The sequence below is a fragment of the Thermoanaerobacterium sp. PSU-2 genome (assembly GCF_002102475.1).
Classification (GTDB): Bacteria; Bacillota; Thermoanaerobacteria; order Thermoanaerobacterales; family Thermoanaerobacteraceae; genus Thermoanaerobacterium.
Window position 1 is genome coordinate 42,348 of the sequence record NZ_MSQD01000002.1, and the last position, 20,869, is coordinate 63,216.

A 20,869-nucleotide genomic window follows, 5' to 3' on the forward strand; every position below is an offset into this window, starting at 1 on the left:
TTATAGAAATATTAACTTAACAAGAGTATAATATTAAGTAAAGGAGGAGTTTTAATGTCTAAGATAAAAATAACGGAGACTGTTTTAAGAGATGCACATCAATCATTGCTGGCAACTAGGATGACAACTGATGAAATGCTTCCTATAGCAGAGAAATTAGATGAAGTTGGCTTTTTCTCATTGGAAGCATGGGGCGGTGCTACATTTGATGCATGTATGAGATTTTTGAACGAAGACCCATGGGAAAGATTAAGACTTTTAAAGAAGGCGATTAAGAAGACGCCTCTTCAAATGTTGTTAAGAGGTCAAAATTTACTTGGATATAAACACTATCCTGATGATGTTGTAAATGAATTTATAATAAAATCTGTTGAAAATGGTATAGATATAATAAGAGTTTTTGATGCATTAAATGATGTGAGAAATTTAGAAGTGCCAATAAAATCTGCAAAAAGCGCAGGTGCTCATGTGCAGGCAGCTATTGTATATACAGTTAGTCCTGTACATAATACAGATCATTATTTGAAAGTGGCAAAGTCTCTTCAAGATATGGGTGTGGATTCCATATGTATTAAGGATATGTCTGGAATATTATCACCTTATGCTGCATACGATCTGATTAAATCTCTAAAAAGAGCACTTTACACGCCGATTCAACTGCATAGCCATTATACAGCAGGACTGGCTTCAATGACTTATTTAAAAGCCATAGAAGCTGGTGTAGACGGAGTTGATACAGCCATTTCTTCTCTTGCTTTAGGAACATCACAGCCAGCTACAGAATCAATTGTGGCTGCATTGAAAGATACAGAATATGATACAGGGTTAGATTTAAAATTGCTTGCTGAGATAGCTCAGTATTTTAATGTGGTTAAGCAAAATCACAAAAATGACAGCGATATGTCTTTGCTTATGTTTGTTGATGTTAAAGCATTAGAGAGCCAAATACCAGGGGGAATGTTATCGAATTTGGTTTCACAGCTAAAGCAGCAGAATGCATTAAACAAATATCAGGATGTCTTGAAAGAAGTTCCAAGGGTACGAGAAGATTTAGGATACCCTCCTCTTGTTACTCCAATGAGTCAAATGGTTGGAACTCAGGCTGTTTTAAATGTTATTACAGGAGAAAGATATAAAATAGTTCCTAAAGAAATTAAAGATTATGTCAAAGGTTTATACGGGATGCCACCAGCTCCAATTTCAGATTCTATACGAGAGAAAATAATTGGCGATGAAGAAATAATCTCAAATAGGCCAGCAGATTTACTAAGTCCTCAATTGGATGAATTTAAAAATGAGATAAAGGAATTTATAGAGCAAGATGAAGATGTTTTATCATATGCATTATTTCCTCAAGTAGCAAGAAGGTTTTTTGAGTATAGGCAAGCTAAAAAATACAAAATTGATTCAACATTATTGAATATCGAAGAGAGGGTTCACCCAATATAAACAAAAAAACTATAGGTATAAAACCTATAGTTTTTTTATCTTAAAAATAGTTGTGTAACACAATTTAAAAATAAACATAACATGTAATAGAAAAATGAAAGGGGGTTTTAACAATGTCTGATCCACAATATTACCCTGGACATTGTAGAACGACATATACAGTAAGGCCTGGAGATTCAATGTGGACCATAGCGAATATGTTTGGCATACCATTAGACTGCTTAATAAGAGCTAATCCACAGATACCGAATCCAAATTTAATATATCCGGGACAACAAATTTGTATACCAGCATATTGCCCGCCAGAGAGACATTGCAGAGAAATGTATATAGTAAGGCCTGGAGATTCAATGTGGACTATAGCTAATATGTATGGTATTCCATTAGACTGTTTAATAAGAGCTAATCCACAGATACCAAATCCAAACTTAATATATCCAGGTCAACAAATTTGTATACCACATCACTGCTGGTAAAATATAAAAATGTTGAGGTACCAAAGTATGGTATCTCAACATTTTACATGTACATAAATAACGTTTAAAAAATTGCTTTTAAATTTGATTATCTTTACTGGACCATTATCAATTTTTTCACCACATTTAAGGCAAAAAATATTTTTATTTTTAGTTATTTCTGAGTATGATTCGTCAAACCGTAATGATCCATACTTTATAAAGCTTTTCCAGCCAGTTTTACACAATTTACGCCTATTATCATAGTCAGCATAAACCCACTTTAATAATCTGTGAAAATGAAAAGGATATTTTGTATAACTGAGAAATCTCTTTGAAAGACCAAGAGATAATGCATAGTTTTCAAAAGTATTCTCTATTCGATCCTGAAGTGGATTCAATATTTTTGTGCTTTTGTAATTATAACCATTAGTTTTTAGATATTCTCTCAAATAGTCAAACATATAACCTCTGCAGACATGTATTTCCTCATTTTTGTCTACTTTCATTTGGTCTAAAAAACCGATTGAAATTTCAGCGGCTTTATGCAAATACAATTTTTTGCTAAAGTTATCCTCCGTATAGTATGTAAGAGGTATTATATCATAATGGTATTCATTAGTTTCGACTCTCATAACACCAATACATGTCCCACCGATTAAGCTTCCACTTCCAGCGTCATCAATCTGTATCACATTATCACTCCTTGCTTATATATTAATTTTATATTAAAATCATATTAATTATTCAGTACATGAATGTAATAATATAGTAGGAGGATGCGTATGAATGTTTTGCTGACAAACGATGATGGCGTTTTTTCTGATGGTATAAACCAATTGGCTGTTTTTTTAAAAGATTATTATAATGTTGTTGTCGTTGCACCTGATAGAGAAAGAAGTGCTGTGGGACATGCCATAACAATGCATAAACCTTTGAGGATTAATAAAATTAAAGATGATGATAACCTTAAAATTTTTTATGCAAATGGAACTCCGTCAGACTGTGTGAAACTGGGAATAGATGTGGTTATGGACAAAAAGCCAGATATTATAATTTCTGGTATTAATAATGGTTTCAATTTGGGTACAGATGTTTTGTATTCTGGGACAGTTTCGGCTGCAATGGAAGGCGCAATTAATGGTTATCCTTCGATTGCCATATCGCTGGAAGCCGGGACAAAATTATCAGACAAAGCGATGCTTTATATAAAAAAACTTATAGATAATGTTGTACAAAACGGTTTGCCAAAGAACTGTTTATTAAATGTAAACATACCGAATGTAAGTGGTGAATTTAAGGGTATAAAAATTACAAAATTAGGTCATCGAAATTATACTGAGAATTTTACAAAAAGAATCGATCCACGAGGTATGGATTATTATTGGCTGGCAGGAAAAGTTTTAGAAAATGCCAATGACGAAGATAGTGATATAATCGCTGTTAAAAACGGTTTTATCTCTATAACTCCAATACAACTCGACTTAACTATGTATAGCTTCATTGGTAATTTAAAAAATTGGGATATGTCTATCTGAATTTTTTGAAGCAAGAAATTTATCATTAAATTTATTGGCATTTTTTATTCATCGATTGCAGGATTTTTTGTTTACGTATAGAATACTTTATATGTGGTACTAATTTAAAATCAAACATAGAAAGGGTATAAACTATGGATAAAAATGCTGATATAATTAAAAGGATTCAAGATAATTATGCACAGTTAAGCAAAAGCCAAAAAATTATAGCAGAATATATAATAAACCATTATGATAAAGCTGCCTTTATGACTGCAGCAAAATTGGGCAATAGCATAAATATAAGTGAATCTACTGTAGTTAGATTTGCAAATACTTTAGGTTATGATGGCTATCCTGAGCTTCAAAGTGCTTTACAAGAATTAATAAAAAACAAACTTACTACTGTTCAAAGGCTTGAAATGACAGATGAAACAGATGAAGTTTCTATTTTGAACAATGTGTTAAAATCTGATATAGAAAATATCAAAGCCACAAAAGAAGAAATAGATAAAAATTCATTCAAGGAAGTGGTTGATAATATCTTTAAGGCAAAGAGAATATACATAATCGGTTTTAGAAGTTCTACTGCCATTGCCGAGTATTTAGGTTTTTATCTGAATTTGATACTTGAGAATGTAATATTAGTAAAACCCGGCATATCTGATGTTTTTGAACAAATGCTTAGAGTAAATTCAGAGGACTTAGTAATTGGTATAGGATTTCCAAGGTATTCAAAAAGGACATTGGAAGTTATGAAATATGCTAAATCTCAAAATGCAAAAATAGTTGCCATTACAGACAGTCTTATATCACCGCTTACTGAAATTGCCGATGAAATACTTTTGGCCAAGAGTAATATGGCATCATTTGTTGATTCATTAGTTGCCCCATTGAGTCTTATAAATGCACTGATCGTTTCTGTCGGTATTAGAGAGAAAGATAAGATAACAGATACATTTGAAAAATTAGAAAATATTTGGAATGAATACGGAATATATTTGTCGAAGAATATTTAATTCTATAAGAGTCTAATAAGGCCTTAATTGATTTGCAGGAGGTTTATTGATGTCTACTAGATTGTTTATCGTACGGCATGGTGAAACGTTATGGAATAGGCAAAAAAAAATTCAAGGTGCAAGTGATACTCAACTTTCTGATGAAGGAATGAAGCAAGCTTACTTGTTGTCTCAAAGATTAAAAAATGAAATAATAGATGTGATTTTTTCCAGTGATTTAGACAGAGCATATAAAACAGCAACTTTTATTGCAAAAAACTTTAACTTAGATGTTATAAAATTGCCAGAGCTTAGAGAGATATCGTTCGGTGTTTGGGAAGGGCTTACGGTAGATGAGATAGAAAAATCATATAAGGAATTGTATCATACGTGGAAAACTAATCCGCCAGAAGCTAAAATTGAAGGCGCTGAGACGTTAAAAGCTGTGCAAGATAGGATATTGAATGCCACGAATAAAATCATAGAACAATATAAAAATAAAAATATACTAATCGTGTCACATGGAACAACAATCAAAGCTTTAATTTTAGGTATGCTAAATTTGGATTTAAGTTTTTATCCTAAAATAAGACAAGACAATACAGCATTAAATATAATAGATGTAAAAGATGATGGAAATTGCGTTTTAGTTCTGCTGAACGATACATGTCATTTAAGGGAGCGATAATAATTGAAAAAAGTCTTTGTAATTGGCTGTGGCCCTTCAGGAATGATGGCTGCCATAATGAGTTCTCTAAAAGGCAATGAAGTTGTAATTTTTGAAAAAAATGATAGACCAGGGAAGAAACTCATGATAACAGGAAAAGGCAGATGTAATATAACAAATTCAGCTTCAATAAAAGAAATTATTGAAAATACGCCAACAAATGGCAAATTCCTTTATAGTGCTTTAAATGGCTTTTCTAATGCTGATTTAATTGATTTTTTTAACAAGAATGGTTTAATGACTAAAGTTGAAAGAGGAGGAAGAGTATTTCCCGTTTCAGATAAAGCAATTGATGTACTGGATGTCCTTTTAAGGCTCATTAAAGAAAATCATATTGAAATTAGATTCAATAGCAAAGTTACTGATATACTGATTGATGGTAAATGTGTCAAAGGAATAATTGTTAATGGCAAAAAAGAATTTTGCGACAGTTTAATACTGGCATCTGGCGGAAAATCTTATCCTTCTACAGGCTCAACTGGAGATGGGTATGATATGGCAAAAAAATTGGGCCACAAAATAGTAGAGCCACATCCAGCATTAGTCCCTCTTGTAACCTTCGAAGATGTCAGTGAAATGATGGGATTAACACTTAAAAATATTAATGCTAAATTGTGTATAAATGGCAAATTAGTTAGAGAAGAATTTGGTGAAATGCTGTTTACACATTTTGGATTATCAGGTCCTGTAATATTGACACTAAGCAGCTTTTTTAAAACTGTTGAAGATGGAGATGTTGTAATAAAAATTGATTTAAAGCCTGCTTTAAATCATGAGAAGCTGGATGAAAGGCTTCAAAGAGATTTTAAAAAATATTCTAAAAAAGAGTTGAAGAATTCTTTGAATGATTTGCTTCCACGTTCATTGATACCTTATGTGATAAGGGTAAGCTCTTTAAATCCTGATAAAAGAGTTTCAGAATTATCAAAAGCGGAACGAGGTGCTTTAGTAAATGTTATAAAGGATCTCGCATTTCGCATAAAATCTAAGCGATCTATAAATGAGGCCATAATTACTTCTGGAGGAGTAAGCACTAAAGAAATAAATCCTAAGACGATGGAATCGCGGCTTATTAAAGGACTTTTTTTTGCCGGTGAAATAATTGATGTAGATGCATTGACTGGCGGTTTCAACCTACAAATTTCTTTTTCTACTGGTTATTTAGCAGGAATAAATTCCTGAAAATAAACCTTCTTTGCATTTTCTTATATATTTTGCATAAAATATATAAGAATGCATAAGGAGGATTATTATGGGAAAAAGAGTCAAAAAATCAGCGCGCGTATATTATTTGAGCTTTGACAATATGATAGCCTTTTTTGTCATATTGGGCTTTTTAACTATGGTAGTGACCCAAGTATTAATGTTAAATGATAACATTAGGGTTTTTTTAAATTCTACAGAAAAGATAGAAGGTATAAACATAAACACATATCTATCAAATGATGGAACATTGGAATTGGAATTAATTAATTTGGATAAGGCACCAAAGGCTTTTATATTGATAAATGGAGATCCAAAGTACAGCTTTAAGGAGAAAAAATTAAAAATCAACATAAAACAAGGCGATCTCATTGAAATGGATGGGACAAACTACAATCAAGCATTATATGTTAAAGTAATTGATTCAAGCGACAATGTAATAGAACCACAGAAGACAGCAGTCATAAAAGTCAACGGCGATATAGAAGTCATTGGCAGAGTGAGATTGAGATGATATTGTTATAACACGATTTTTACTATATAATTTATAAAGAAAGAAAAACGGAAAGGAGATTGATGTCTTATAAAAGCCATTAGAGGAGCAATAACAACTGAAAATACTAAAGAAGCAATTTTTCATGACACAATTTCTTTAATTGACGAAATTTTCCGCATCAATAAAATAAAAAGCAGTGATGTTATATCTATATTTTTTACTGCTACAAAGGACATTGATGCAGCTTATCCTGCAGAAGCATTAAGACATAATGGAATTTCGAATATTCCAATGATGTGTTTTCAAGAAATGAACGTAAAGAAAAGTCTTGAGAAATGTATCAGAGTCGTAGTATTTATTAATTGTGAAGATGATAAAGAAGTTAAGCACATATACATGAAAAATGCTAAATTGTTGCGATTGGACTTATTAAATATTAAGGTTGCAATTGACGGCCCGGCTGGTGCAGGAAAAAGTACAGTTGCTAAGGAACTGGCAAAAAAACTAAACTTTACTTACATCGATACAGGGGCTATGTATAGAGCTTTGACGTATAAAGCGGTAATTGAAAATATCAACATAGAAGATAAAAATAAAATAGTAGAATTGGCTTCCAATATTGATATTGAGTTGAAAAACGATAAGGTATTGTTAGATGGTATGGATGTTACAAGCGAAATTAGGACACCATCTATTTCTGAAAAAGTATCATATATTTCAATGATACCAGAGGTAAGAGAAGTAATGGTAAAGCTGCAAAAAAGGCTATCAGATAAGGGTAGCGTCGTAATGGACGGCAGAGATATAGCGACAGTTGTAATGCCGGATGCACAATTTAAATTCTTTTTGACTGCCAGTCCTGAAATTAGGGCAATGCGTAGATACAATGAATTGACAAGCAAGAAAATACCTGTTAAGTATGATGATATATTAAATGATATACAAAAAAGAGATAAGAATGATACTGAAAGAGATGTTGCACCATTAAAAAAGGCTGATGATTCTATTGTTATTGACACTACAAACATGAGTATTGATGAAGTAGTAAACAAAATGTACAATATTATAGCTAATGGGTAAAGGGGGTATCTCATGTTTTATTATATAGCCAAATACATCGTTCTTTTTATTATAAATATAATTTTTAGAATAGAGGTAGATGGCTACGAAAATATTCCTGCTAATGGTCCTGTGATTATATGCCCTAATCATATAAGCTTTTTAGATCCACCAATTGTTGGCGCCATTTTTACCAGAAGAATTTTTTTTATGGCAAAGGCCGAGCTTTTCAAAAATCCTTTATTTAGATTCATATTAAGCAAAGGATTAGGCGCTTTTCCGGTGAAAAGAGGCACATCAGATTTAACCGCTATAAAAATTGCTTTAAATCATTTAAAAAAAGGACATGCTATTGGTATTTTCCCAGAAGGAACCAGAAGCAAAACTGGCCAATTGCAAAAAGCCGAGCCTGGTGTATCGCTTTTATCGGTAAAAGGGAAAGCACCTGTCTTACCGGTCGGGATAAAGTCAAATTATAAACTTTTTTCAAAAGTGACAATAAAGATCGGTAAACCTATTTATTTTGAAGAGTATCAAAATGTACATTTAACATCTCAAGATATGGCAAATATTGGTGAAAAGATTATGCTGGAAATTTCAAAGTTAATTTAGGAGGAAACAATGAAAATATTGATAGCTGACAACGCGGGATTTTGTTTTGGGGTAAAAAGGGCAGTCAAGATGGCCTATGATCAAGTGAATAATAGTGATGATTCTAAGACCTATTCATATGGAGAGCTTATTCATAACCCGCAAGTTGTAAAAGACCTTGAAGACAAAGGAATTAAGACTATAGAACACATCGATGAATTAGATGAAAATAGCAAGATACTTATTAGGACACATGGTATACCTGAAAAAATTTATGATGAATTGAAAAAGAAAAAAGTAGAAATAATCGATATGACTTGTCCTTTTGTAAAAAGAGTCCAAAAAATAGTCAATGGATACTATAAGAAAGGATATTCTATTGTTATAATAGGGGATAGAAATCATCCGGAAGTTATAGGTGTAAATGGATGGTGTAATAATTCAGCTTATGTTATCCAATCAACTGATGATGTAAATTCATTGCCTTTTTTAGATAAAGCCTGTGTTGTTGCGCAGACAACTATAACACAAAAAATGTGGGAAGATATCTTGGCTTTGTTGCATCTTAAAGTCAAAGAATTAATATCATATAATACAATATGCGACGCTACCAATAAAAGGCAATCATCTGCTGAAAAAATATCTAAAGAAGTAGATATGATGATCGTCATAGGTGGAAAGAATAGCTCTAATACGCAAAAATTAAAAAAAATATGTGAAAAGAATTGTGATAAAACTGTACAAGTTGAGAGTGCTGATGAAATTGATTTGATTACTCTAAAAGACGTTAAAACAGTCGGCATTACTGCTGGTGCATCTACTCCAGATTATTTAATACAGGAAGTCATTGATAAGATTACAAGTGGAAGAAAGGAAGAATAAAAATGGATGATTTTATGAATGAATACACTTTTAATGAGATCCATGCCGGTGATATAGTAAAAGGTAAAATCATTAAAATACTTAACGATGGAATTATAGCGGATATCGGATATAAATCTGATGCATTTGTTCCTAAATCGCAATTGTCACTTAATCCAAACATAAGAATAAGCGATGATTTTAATGTAGGAGATGAAATCAATCTATATATAATAAAAAGAGAAGATGAAAATGGTGATGTTTTAGCTTCAAAGGTAAAAGCAGACACCGAATTAGCTGAAGAAAGATTAAATACATCATTTAAAAATGGAGATATATTAAATGGAAAAATAATTGAAGTAGTAAAAGGGGGTGTTGTTGCCGAAGTATTAGGAGTTAAAGCATTTATACCAGCATCACAACTTGATATGCATTATGTGGATGATTTAAACTCATATTTAGGAGAAAAAATTGAAGTAAAAATCATTGATTATATTCCAAGCAAAAAATTAGTTGCATCAAGGAGAATCGTTTTAGAAGAAGAAAAAAGCAAAAAGAAAGAAACTTTGCTAAAGAACATACGAGAAGGGCAAGTTATCAACGGCGTAGTAAGATCAATTGCAAAATTTGGTGTCTTTGTTGATTTAGGTGGTATTGATGGTTTGATTCCATTAAGAGAAATTTCTTGGAGTAAAAATGTGAATATAAATGATGTATTGCATATTGGCGATAGAGTAGATGTTTATGTTGATAAAATAGATCAAGAAAAAATAACGCTAAATTTGAAAAAGCTTTTTCCAGATCCGTGGGTGAATATTAATGAGAAGTTTAAAGTTGGAGATATTATATTGGGTATTATAACAAATGTGACTACATTTGGTGCTTTTGTAGAGATTTCCGAAGGGTTAGAGGGGTTAGCGCACAAAAATGATTTAATAAAAAATGTCAAAGAGTATAAAATAGGGGACGAAATTACAGTCGAAATAATTAGCTTTGACTCAGAAAAGAAAAAGTTAAGCTTGAAGGAAGTTGAAAAAAACAGTGAATCTTATGACTTAGAAAGAGAAGAATTAAATGTAACAATAAAGGATAGAATACAAAACATAAATAATTATTCATAGGTGTTATGTAAAATACCTTGACAAAAGACAAAAATCTGATAAAATTTATCTTATTGAATATCTATACTTTTAAAATGCGAGGAGGCAAGATAAAAGAATGAATGCTTTGGGTCGCCACATACTGGCAGAGATTTATGGTTGCGATGAAAATGTTCTTGATGATTGTGAATTAATAGAAGACATAATGGTAAAAGCAGCTATAGAAGCAGGTGCCGAAGTCCGTGAAGTTGCTTTCCATAAATTTAGCCCCCAGGGCGTTAGTGGAGTCGTTGTTATTTCTGAATCACATATAACAATTCATACTTGGCCGGAATTAGGGTATGCAGCTGTTGATGTGTTTACGTGTGGAGATAATGTAAATCCGTGGAATGCATGTAATTATTTAACCAAGATGTTGAAGGCGAAGAATATGACTGCTACTGAAGTAAAAAGAGGGGTTTTTGAACAACCTGTCAAAGTTGTAAATTTGTAATTTGCAAAAAAAATTATTTTATGTATATTTGACAATTTATGTGTTAATAATATTAATGAACCTCACAAAATACATTGAGACCCCCTTTACATCATTTGAGTGGCTAAGTTTAGCCACTTTTTTTATCATGGTTAGACACTTGGAGGTGTACTTGATTTGAATTATGACGAGTTTTTGCAGAAAATATTTAATTTAACCGGTATAGATTTATCTCTTTATAAAGAAAAACAAATGAAGAGAAGAGTCGATTCGTTTATTGCAAATAACAATTGTAAAAATTACGATGTTTTTTATGAGATACTAACTAAGGATACGAAAATTTACAGAGAGTTTTTGAAATATATTACGATAAATGTGACAGAGTTTTTTAGAAATTTAGAACAATGGATGATTTTAAAAAACGAAATATTACCTAAAATTATCAAAAAGAACATGAAGATTTGGAGTGCTGCTTGTTCTACAGGTGAAGAAGCATATAGCCTTGCTATGTTGCTATCAGATTTTATAGATTTAAGAGAAATCAACATCATTGCTACTGATATTGATGATGTAGTGCTTGAGAAAGCAAAAAAGGGGATTTATAACAATAAAAGTATTGAAAAAATTCCAGAAGAATATATGAAATATTTTACTAAATTAGATGAAAATAATTTTGTTATTTCTGAAGAGTTGAGAAAAAATATTGTGTTTAAAAAGCACAATTTGTTACTTGATAAATATCCAGATAGCGTAGATTTGATTGTATGTAGAAATGTATTAATATATTTTAATGATAAGGCTAAAGAAGAAATTTATAAAAAATTTTATTCTAGCTTGAGTTCAAATGGAATCCTCTTTGTGGGAAGCACAGAACAAATCATTTTTCCTTACAAATATAATTTTGCTCCAATAAAAACTTTTTTTTACAAAAAAATTTCTAAGTGAAATCGAGCTTAATTTTGCATTGTTCTTATAGTATAATATTATTTGAATTAGTGTAAGTCTTTATAGATAAATACAAATATAAGCATTTACAATAGATTTTATTTTGCGGAGGTATGCATCTGATGAGTGAAAGAAAAGAGATTATAGTTACAGAAGAAGACATAAAAAAACAAAAAGATATAATAAATCAAATGGCTATTTTAAATAAAGATAAATATTTGAAATTTCACATAGAAACATATGGATGTCAGATGAACGTCCATGATTCAGAAAAATTAGCCGGCATGTTAACAGAAATGGGATACCAACATACTGATAATTTAGAGGATGCTGATGTCATACTTTTTAATACTTGCTGTGTCAGACAACATGCGGAAATAAGAATTTTTGGAAGAGTATCTCAGCTTAAAGAGCTTAAACAAAGAAAACCAAACATTATTTTAGGCATTTGCGGATGTATGATGCAGGAAAAAGAAGTTGTAGAGGCAATTAGAAAGGATTATCCATATATTGATATGGTTTTTGGGACGCATAATTTGTTTAAGTTCCCAGAACTTTTACAGGAAGCACTAAATTCCGATACAACAGTTATAGATATTTGGGATGATAATAGCAATATTGTAGAAGATATTCCTATAAGGCGCGCAGAAGGTTTAAAGGCATGGGTAAATATCATATATGGATGCAATAATTTCTGCACGTATTGTATTGTGCCGTATGTGCGTGGAAGAGAAAGAAGCAGAGAACCGAAAGATATAATAGATGAAATAAAGTCTTTAGCCGATGATGGATTTAAAGAAATAACATTGCTTGGCCAAAATGTAAATTCTTATGGCAATGATTTATCGCAAAAGGTGGATTTTGCCGATCTTTTGTGTATGATAAACAACATAAATGGCATTGAGAGAATCAGGTTTATGACTTCACATCCAAAAGATATTTCTGACAAATTAATTTTTGCCATAAGGGATTTGGATAAAGTATGCGAGCATTTGCATTTGCCTGTACAGTCTGGAAGCAATAGAATTCTTGAGAAAATGAATAGAAAGTATACGAGAGAAAGGTATTTAGAAATAATAGAAAAACTAAGAAATAATATACCGGATATTGCAATAACAACAGATATTATAGTAGGCTTTCCGGGAGAAACAGATGAAGACTTTCAAGATACATTAGATCTTGTAAAAAAAGTCAAATATGATTCTGCGTATACATTTATTTACTCAAAGCGAAAGGGTACAGTAGCAGAAAAGATGCCTGATCAAGTAGATGAAGATATTAAGCATAAGAGACTTGAAGAACTGATAAAACTGCAAAACTCAATAAGTATAGAAAAAAACAATGAGATGAATGGAAAGATTGTAGAAGTGTTAGTTGAGGGAACCAGCAAACGAGACAGTGATAAGCTTACTGGGAGAACGAGGACAAATAAGATTGTCCATTTCAAAGGAGAACCTAACTTAATAGGTAAATTTGTCGATGTTAAAATAATTGAAACAAAGGCTTGGACTATGCAAGGTGAGTTAATAAGTGAATAAATATAATAAAAATATTATCATTGAAAAAGCAATAGAATTAGGAAAAAGTTTGGCGGATTCTGACGTTATCAGCGAATTAAGGGATGCAGAGATTGCATTTTTAAATGATAAAGAAGCACAATTACTTCTTTCAAAGTTGAAAAAGTATGAAAAAAATGGGAAACAAGGCGTCGAGTTGAACTATCTTAAAGAAGAATTATTTGAATTAGATAGTTATAAGAGACTGATAAATGCACAGAAAGCTTCTAAAGAGTTAATGACTGAGATAAACAGTATATTGAATTTTTATATAAATGGTATAGACCATAAGTGTGATAAAAATTCTTGTGGGAATTGTCATAGGCATTGTGCAAATTGAGTTTTGACTTATCCATAAAATTGGAGGTAGTTTTAATGCCGTATACTCCTATGATGGAACAATATTTAAAAATAAAAGAGAAGTACAAAGATTCGATTTTATTTTTTCGGATCGGTGATTTTTATGAAATGTTTTTTGATGATGCAGTAATTGCATCAAAAGAATTGGAAATAGTTTTGACAGGTAAAGATTGTGGACAAGAAGAAAGAGCACCAATGGCTGGAGTGCCGTTTCATGCCGCAGATTTTTATATAGATAAACTAGTCAAAAAAGGATATAAAGTAGCAATTTGTGAACAGTTGGAGGATCCTGCTTATGCCAAAGGATTGGTAGAAAGAGATGTCATACGAGTTTTTACTCCAGGTACTGTAATAAACACAAATTCATTAGAGGAGAAAAGCAATAATTACCTTTTATCTATATTTAAAGAAGGAGACGGCTATGGATTGTCTTTTGTTGATGTGTTGACAGGAGAATTATTTGTGACACAAATTACAAAGTGTAACGATATAAGAAAAATATACGACGAAATAATGAGATACAGTCCTTCTGAAATAATAGCCAATAATGATTTTTTTGAATTAAAAAGATTAGTGAAAATTTTAAATTCAAGTAAAGTTTTTATAAACAAATATGATAAAGTATTAAATAATGCAGAAGATGTAATAATAACTCAATTTAACAAGTCACTGAAAGATTTAAAATTAGAGAGGAAAAAATATGCAATAAAATCTTTAGCATCTGTTCTTTTGTACTTAAAAGAAATGCAGAAGGTTGAATTAAACCAATTAAACAATTTAACTTATTATGAAGACAATTCTTTCATGTTGCTTGATAATAACACAATAAGAAACTTGGAAATCATATATTCAATAAATAGAGATCATTCTAAAAGTGGAACTTTACTCAGTGTATTAGATCAAACTGTTACACCTATGGGGGGAAGATTACTTAAAAGATGGTTAGAAGAACCCTTAATAGATGTAGAAAAAATCAATTATCGATTGGATTCTGTTTCGGAATTATACAATGATTATAAAGGGCGATTGGATATTAGAGATATTTTAAAGGGGATTTATGATTTAGAAAGGCTTTCCAGCAAATTAGTTTATCAAAATATAAATGCAAAAGATCTTTTATCTATAAAGATCTCAATTGAAAGGCTTCCTAAGTTAAAACAATTGCTTGATAAGTACAATTCTAATTATTTAAAAGAGATATTTAGTAAGTTAGATACATTGCAAGATATACATGATTTAATCGATAAATCAATTAAAGATGATCCATCTTCTAATGTTAAGGAAGGAAATATCATAAAAGATGGTTTTGATAAAAATATTGATGAATTAAGAAGAGCATCGATAGACGGTAAATCATGGATAGCAAACCTTGAAGCATATGAGAAAGAAAAAACCGGCATAAAAACATTAAAAATTGGTTATAATAAAGTATTTGGTTACTATATTGAAGTATCAAAATCATATATTTCATCTGTTCCCGAAAATTATATTAGAAAGCAGACACTTGCTAATGCTGAGAGGTATATTACTCCAGAACTTAAAGAAATAGAAGAAAAAATTCTTGGTGCAGAAACTAAGCTTGTAGAGATGGAGTATGAAATATTTGACCGTATAAGAGAGCAGATAAAAAATGAGATATATCGAATACAGATGACGTCCAGATATATAGCTATTTTAGATGTTCTCGTTTCTCTGGCGACAGTGGCAGAAACAAATAATTATGTTAAGCCTGTGGTAAATAGCAGTGACAGGATTGTAATAAAAGATGGAAGACACCCAGTCATTGAAACGATTATGGATGACTCTTTTATATCAAATGATATCGAAATTGATGGCAAAAAACCTATCATGATTATAACAGGGCCAAATATGGCCGGAAAATCTACTTACATGCGGCAAGTTGCATTAATTGTTTTGATGGCTCAAATTGGCAGCTTTGTTCCTGCATCTTATGCTGAAATAGGTGTTGTCGATAGGATTTTTACAAGAGTAGGTGCTTCTGATGATTTGTTTTCCGGGCAAAGTACTTTTATGGTGGAAATGAATGAGGTATCAATAATATTAAATTCTGCCACAAAAAACAGTTTAATTATACTTGATGAAGTTGGACGTGGTACAAGCACTTATGACGGTATGAGCATAGCATGTGCTATTCTTGAATACATTCATGATAAAATAAAGGCAAAAACTATGTTTGCAACACATTATCATGAATTAACTAATTTAGAAGACAAGCTAGATGGAATTAAAAATTATAATATCTCTGTTGAAGAAACGGATGATGAAATAATTTTTTTGCGAAAGATAATACCTGGTGCGGCAGATAAAAGCTATGGCATTCAGGTTGCAAAATTAGCTGGACTGCCGGATGAAGTCATTCAAAATGCGAAAAAAATATTGAATAATTTAGAGAATAGCGACTTAGAAGTGGCCACTACATTTATGCCTACTCAGATTGATATATTCAGCTTAGAAAAAGAAACGTTGATAGAAGAAATAGTTGACTTAGATATAGAAAATATTACACCTATACAAGCTTTAAATTATTTATACGATTTAAAGAAAAAAGCCCTTTCATTAAGGATGTGATCTCAATGAATAAAATCAACCTTTTAGATGATGAGTTGATAAATAAAATTTCTGCTGGTGAAGTTGTTGAAAGACCAATGTCTATAGTTAAAGAACTTGTAGAAAATTCAATAGACGCAGATAGTAAGAACATTACAATTGAAATAATAGATGGTGGAATACCTTACATAAAGGTTTTAGATGATGGTTGCGGTATGAATGAAATTGATGCTGTTTTAGCTTTTGGGCGTCATGCTACAAGCAAGATAAAATCAACAGATGATCTTTTTAACATAGGGACATTAGGGTTTCGCGGTGAAGCATTAGCAAGTATTGCGTCTATATCAAAAGTTTTGTTAAAGACTAAGGAAGAAAATTCCTTGTATGGAACTTTGATTAATGTTGAAGGTGGAAAAATTTTAAAAAAAGTTAAGTGCGGATGCGAGAAGGGCTGTAGCGTTGAAGTAAAAGATGTGTTTTACAATACACCAGCAAGGAGAAAGTTTTTAAAGCGACCATCTACAGAGGCAATGTATATAACAGATATGGTAGCTAAAATTGCCCTTTCAAGGCCGGACATATCATTTAAATACATAAAAGATAAAAGAATGGAATTTATGACGTCTGGAAATAATTCTGTCAATGAGGTCATTTTAAGGCTTTATGGTGACGAATTGTATTCAAATTTGATAGAGACTGAATACAATGATGAATATATGAATATAAAAATATTTTTATGTAAGCCTTCATATACAAGAGGAAATCGAAACATGCAAATTTTATTTGTCAATGGAAGGTTTGTAAAAAACAAGATCTATACAACTGCTGTTGAAGAAGCATATAAAACATTGATTCCAGTAAATAGATATCCTGTTGCGATTACGTATTTAAATATTGATCCTAAAAATATAGACGTAAATGTTCATCCAACAAAATTAGAAGTTAAATTTTCAGACGAAAAGGAAATTTTTGACTCTATATACAAAAGTATAAAAAATGCTTTAAATAGATCAAATCTTATTCCAACTATTAGACATGATATGTTTACATATGCAGATATCACAGAAAATAAAGTAGAAGAAAAATCTAATCCGAAACAGCTTAATATGATAGAAGAAGAGTCAACTAATAAAATATTAGAAGTCTATCCAAATAACAAAAGTTTAGTATCCAACGTAAAGGAAAGCAGCGAAAAGGCTTATTTTGATTACAATGATGTCAATGCTTTCAACAAAGAAATCGAAAATACGCACATAGAAAATTTTAATACATTGCCTGATGAACGTGATGATTATAAAATCGTTGGTGTGATTTTTTCAACTTATATAATTGTAGAAAAAGACGACGTGATATACTTAGTAGATCAACATGCTGCGCATGAAAGGATATTGTATGAAAAGTTTATGAACATGTATAATAATGTTCAGGGAAAACAGACAACTATCCCCATTCTGATAAATATTGAACCTGGTGATGATGTTATAATTAATGAGAACATAGAATTATTTAATAAATTGGGTTATAAATTTGAAAGTTTTGGAAATAATTCAATTATATTAAGAGAAGTGCCGGTTGTATTAGGTCAGCCAGAATCAAGACAACTATTCATTGACATAATTGATAAATTGAAAAGAGATGATTTTAACAAAGACATTAATTTAAAAGAGGAAACAATAATAATGATGGCTTGCAAAAAGGCAGTTAAAGCAATGGACAGTTTATCAAAAGAGGAGATTACCTCCTTATTTAATGATTTAAAAGTTACTGAAAATCCCTATACGTGTCCACATGGGCGGCCGGTAATAGTATCGATAAAAAAATATGAATTAGAAAAAATGTTTAAAAGGATCATGTAAGAGGTGTTTCAATGGCAATACCATTATTAATAATCGTAGGACCAACTGCTTCAGGAAAGTCAAGATTATCTATAGAAATTGCTAAATTTTATAATGGTGAAATAATATCTGCTGATTCGATGCAGATATATAAATATATGAATATTGGAACTGCTAAAGTAACAGATGAAGAAAGACAAGGTATACCACATTATATGATAGATATAGTTGAACCAAACGTTAAATTTAGTGTCGCTGAATACGAGAAAATGGCTAAACCATTGATAGATGATATTTTTAAAAGAGGGAAATTACCAATTGTTGTTGGCGGTACAGGCTTATATGTGGATTCATTGATTTACATAATGAATTTTTCAGAGTATATTGGCAATGATGATTTTAGATCTGCCCTAAAAAATATAGCGTCTGTTTTAGGCAATGAATATTTATTTGAAAGGTTAAAAATGATCGACCCTAAAACTTATTCTAAACTTCATCCAAATGACTTAAGAAGAGTCATTAGAGCTTTAGAGGTTTACCAATTTACCGGGATACCAATTTCTGTTTATCAGGAATTAAGCAATAAGCGCGTCAATCCAGACTACAATGCCATAATGATAGGTTTAAATTACAGAAATAGAGAAACTTTGTATAAAAAAATTGATGATAGAGTAGATGCGATGATAAAAAATAATTTAATAGATGAAGTGGTAAATTTGCTAAAAATAGGGTATAATAAGTATGGTACATCTATGCAGGCTTTAGGGTATAAAGAAATTGTAGAATATCTGGAGGGAAAAGTTTCATTAGAAGAAGCAATTGCTGATTTAAAAACGAAGACAAGGAGGTATGCAAAAAGGCAGATAACATGGTTTAAAAGTTATGAAACCATAAATTGGTTTTATGTTGATGATTATAGTAGCTTTGAAGATCTTGAAAAAAATATTATTTCTTTTTTAGCAGGAAAATTAAAATTTAAGTAGAATATAAATAATTATTAACAACAATAGAAGGGGGATGGCTATATGAATCAAAAAACAGCTATCAATTTACAGGATATTTTTTTAAATCAGGTAAGAAAAGAACATATTGCTGTAACAGTTTATCTGATTAATGGCTTTCAGTTAAAAGGCATGGTTAAAGGTTTTGACAATTTTACGGTTGTTTTGGAAACAGATAATAAACAACAGCAGCTTATATACAAACACGCTGTTTCTACAATAACTCCTTTAAAGCCAGTAATTTTTACAACGACTGAGAAGGATGAAAAGCAGCAATAATGTAAGAAAACGCAAAAACAGTATTAGAATAGCTAATACTGTTTTTAAATATTGGAGGTATATGTTTATGAAAATTGGATTTATAGGAACCGGTAATATGGGGACAGCTTTAATCAACGGCTTAATAAATTCTGAGTTTGCCACTGCAAATGATATATATGCCTATGATATTTCGTATGACAAACTTTTAAAATTAAAGGATGAATTAAGCATAAACATATCTAAAAGCAATGTCGATGTGATAAATGAGTGTGATGTTGTTATTTTAGCAATAAAGCCAAATTTATATGATAGCGTCTTGGAAGAAATAAAAAACGATGTAGATGAAAATAAAATTATTATTATAATTGCCCCTGGAATTAGTATTGATCACGTAAAGAGCATTTTAAATAAAGGGAAGATAGTGCGTACAATTCCCAATACACCGGCTTTGATTGGAGAAGGTATTACAGCTATATCGTATCCTGAAGATATATCTTCTAATGATAAAGAAATAGTTGAGAAAATATTCAAATCATGTGGAGAAATAGTTGAGATAAAAGAAAATCTAATAGATGCGGCAATGGCAATATCAAGTTGTAGCCCAGCTTACGTGTACATGTTTATTGAAGCTTTATCTGACGCTGGTGTATCGTTAGGTTTACCGAGAGATGTAGCCTACAAATTGTCTTCAAAAGCTGTTTCGGGTTCTGGTAGTATGGTTTTAAAAACAGGTTTTCATCCTGGCTATTTAAAAGATATGGTTACATCACCATCTGGAACTACAATACAAGGTGTCAGGACTTTGGAAAGGTACGGATTAAGAAGTGCTGTTTTTGAAGCTGTAATTTCATCTTTTGAAAAAGTAAAGGGAAACAAACAATGATAAATATGTCTGATGTTACTATATATACTGATGGCGCTTGTAGTGGTAATCCTGGTCCAGGTGGCTGGGGAGCAATTTTGATTTATAAAGACATAATAAAAGAAATATCAGGCTACGAAGAAAATACCACTAATAACAGAATGGAATTGACAGCCGCTATAGAAGCTTTAAAAATGCTAAAAAGGCCTTGTAATGTAAATTTATATAGCGATAGTAGTTACTTAATAAATGCATTTAATCAAAAATGGATAGACAATTGGCTGAAAAGAGGCTGGATTAAGTCTGATAAGGCTCCTGTGGAAAACAAAGACCTGTGGCTTAAATTATTAGATTTATCATCGATACATAATATTAAATGGATTAAAGTCAAAGGACATGCTGATAATGAATACAATAATAGATGTGATAAACTGGCCACTGATGAGATAAAAAAACATCAAATTGGAGTTATAAAATAATTTTTTAAATCAACACCCAATTATACGAAATAACTATTTCGTATAATTGGGTGTACATAAAGTTTATAGAGGTG

At 31.1% G+C, this 20,869-nt stretch carries 22 protein-coding genes; 21 read left to right on the forward strand and 1 reads right to left on the reverse strand.

What is annotated here, in order from left to right:
• Positions 1-54 precede the first annotated feature (54 nt).
• Together BVF91_RS02210 and safA are read left to right on the forward strand one after the other, a co-directional pair.
• Positions 55-1,449 (forward strand): oxaloacetate decarboxylase subunit alpha, encoded by a 1,395-nt coding sequence (locus tag BVF91_RS02210; protein ID WP_085111904.1) that lies wholly within the window; start codon positions 55-57, stop codon positions 1,447-1,449.
• Between the two features lie 113 nt (positions 1,450-1,562).
• Positions 1,563-1,925 (forward strand): SafA/ExsA family spore coat assembly protein, encoded by a 363-nt coding sequence (gene safA / locus BVF91_RS02215; protein WP_013788004.1) that lies wholly within the window; start codon positions 1,563-1,565, stop codon positions 1,923-1,925.
• A 35-nt stretch (positions 1,926-1,960) separates the two neighbouring features.
• On the opposite strand, the gene BVF91_RS02220 is transcribed toward safA, so the two are convergent.
• Positions 1,961-2,599 (reverse strand): hypothetical protein, encoded by a 639-nt coding sequence (locus tag BVF91_RS02220; RefSeq protein ID WP_013788005.1) that lies wholly within the window; start codon positions 2,597-2,599, stop codon positions 1,961-1,963.
• A 90-nt stretch (positions 2,600-2,689) separates the two neighbouring features.
• On the opposite strand from BVF91_RS02220, the gene surE reads away from it, so the two are divergent.
• The 19 genes from surE (at position 2,690) to rnhA (ending at position 20,795) form a co-directional block, all read left to right on the forward strand.
• Positions 2,690-3,442, forward strand: coding sequence for a 5'/3'-nucleotidase SurE (gene surE / locus BVF91_RS02225; protein WP_085111905.1), 753 nt, complete (start codon positions 2,690-2,692; stop codon positions 3,440-3,442).
• Positions 3,443-3,576: 134 nt separating this feature from the next.
• Positions 3,577-4,440 carry a MurR/RpiR family transcriptional regulator gene (locus BVF91_RS02230; RefSeq protein WP_013788007.1) on the forward strand — a complete coding sequence of 288 codons (864 nt, stop codon included), beginning with the start codon at positions 3,577-3,579 and terminating at the stop codon, positions 4,438-4,440.
• A 49-nt stretch (positions 4,441-4,489) separates the two neighbouring features.
• Positions 4,490-5,107: a histidine phosphatase family protein gene (locus tag BVF91_RS02235; protein WP_085111906.1), complete on the forward strand. Its 618-nt coding sequence runs from the start codon at positions 4,490-4,492 to the stop codon at positions 5,105-5,107.
• Positions 5,108-5,110: 3 nt separating this feature from the next.
• Entirely contained in the window at positions 5,111-6,328 is a 1,218-nt protein-coding gene (locus BVF91_RS02240; RefSeq protein ID WP_085111907.1) for a BaiN/RdsA family NAD(P)/FAD-dependent oxidoreductase, read from the forward strand.
• A gap of 70 nt (positions 6,329-6,398) precedes the next feature.
• Positions 6,399-6,863, forward strand: a complete 465-nt coding sequence (locus tag BVF91_RS02245) for a hypothetical protein (protein ID WP_085111908.1) — start codon at positions 6,399-6,401, stop codon at positions 6,861-6,863.
• 78 nt (positions 6,864-6,941) lie between these two features.
• Entirely contained in the window at positions 6,942-7,925 is a 984-nt protein-coding gene (gene cmk, locus BVF91_RS02250) for a (d)CMP kinase (protein WP_276204888.1), read from the forward strand.
• Positions 7,926-7,937: 12 nt separating this feature from the next.
• Positions 7,938-8,516, forward strand: a complete 579-nt coding sequence (locus tag BVF91_RS02255) for a lysophospholipid acyltransferase family protein (protein WP_085111910.1) — start codon at positions 7,938-7,940, stop codon at positions 8,514-8,516.
• 9 nt (positions 8,517-8,525) lie between these two features.
• Entirely contained in the window at positions 8,526-9,377 is an 852-nt protein-coding gene (locus BVF91_RS02260; protein ID WP_085111911.1) for a 4-hydroxy-3-methylbut-2-enyl diphosphate reductase, read from the forward strand.
• A gap of 2 nt (positions 9,378-9,379) precedes the next feature.
• Positions 9,380-10,477, forward strand: a complete 1,098-nt coding sequence (locus BVF91_RS02265) for a 30S ribosomal protein S1 (RefSeq protein ID WP_085111912.1) — start codon at positions 9,380-9,382, stop codon at positions 10,475-10,477.
• Between the two features lie 97 nt (positions 10,478-10,574).
• Positions 10,575-10,949 carry an adenosylmethionine decarboxylase gene (gene speD, locus BVF91_RS02270; RefSeq protein ID WP_013788015.1) on the forward strand — a complete coding sequence of 125 codons (375 nt, stop codon included), beginning with the start codon at positions 10,575-10,577 and terminating at the stop codon, positions 10,947-10,949.
• A 156-nt stretch (positions 10,950-11,105) separates the two neighbouring features.
• Positions 11,106-11,873: a CheR family methyltransferase gene (locus BVF91_RS02275; protein WP_085111913.1), complete on the forward strand. Its 768-nt coding sequence runs from the start codon at positions 11,106-11,108 to the stop codon at positions 11,871-11,873.
• Between the two features lie 122 nt (positions 11,874-11,995).
• Positions 11,996-13,411: a tRNA (N6-isopentenyl adenosine(37)-C2)-methylthiotransferase MiaB gene (gene miaB / locus BVF91_RS02280; protein ID WP_085111914.1), complete on the forward strand. Its 1,416-nt coding sequence runs from the start codon at positions 11,996-11,998 to the stop codon at positions 13,409-13,411.
• Entirely contained in the window at positions 13,404-13,769 is a 366-nt protein-coding gene (locus tag BVF91_RS02285) for a YlbF/YmcA family competence regulator (protein ID WP_085111915.1), read from the forward strand. The genes miaB and BVF91_RS02285 overlap by 8 nt, the downstream gene beginning before the upstream one ends.
• Positions 13,770-13,804: 35 nt before the next feature.
• Positions 13,805-16,378: a DNA mismatch repair protein MutS gene (gene mutS, locus BVF91_RS02290; RefSeq protein WP_085111916.1), complete on the forward strand. Its 2,574-nt coding sequence runs from the start codon at positions 13,805-13,807 to the stop codon at positions 16,376-16,378.
• Between the two features lie 5 nt (positions 16,379-16,383).
• Positions 16,384-18,213: a DNA mismatch repair endonuclease MutL gene (mutL, locus tag BVF91_RS02295; protein ID WP_085111917.1), complete on the forward strand. Its 1,830-nt coding sequence runs from the start codon at positions 16,384-16,386 to the stop codon at positions 18,211-18,213.
• A gap of 11 nt (positions 18,214-18,224) precedes the next feature.
• Positions 18,225-19,175, forward strand: coding sequence for a tRNA (adenosine(37)-N6)-dimethylallyltransferase MiaA (gene miaA / locus BVF91_RS02300; RefSeq protein WP_085111918.1), 951 nt, complete (start codon positions 18,225-18,227; stop codon positions 19,173-19,175).
• A 42-nt stretch (positions 19,176-19,217) separates the two neighbouring features.
• On the forward strand, positions 19,218-19,472 hold the full coding sequence (gene hfq / locus BVF91_RS02305) for an RNA chaperone Hfq (protein WP_013788022.1): 255 nt from the start codon (positions 19,218-19,220) through the stop codon (positions 19,470-19,472).
• Between the two features lie 67 nt (positions 19,473-19,539).
• The gene (gene proC, locus BVF91_RS02310; RefSeq protein ID WP_085111919.1) at positions 19,540-20,337 is read left to right on the forward strand and encodes a pyrroline-5-carboxylate reductase; all 798 of its coding nucleotides are present in this window, start codon (positions 19,540-19,542) and stop codon (positions 20,335-20,337) included.
• On the forward strand, positions 20,334-20,795 hold the full coding sequence (gene rnhA, locus BVF91_RS02315) for a ribonuclease HI (protein ID WP_085111920.1): 462 nt from the start codon (positions 20,334-20,336) through the stop codon (positions 20,793-20,795). The genes proC and rnhA overlap by 4 nt, the downstream gene beginning before the upstream one ends.
• Positions 20,796-20,869 lie beyond the last annotated feature (74 nt).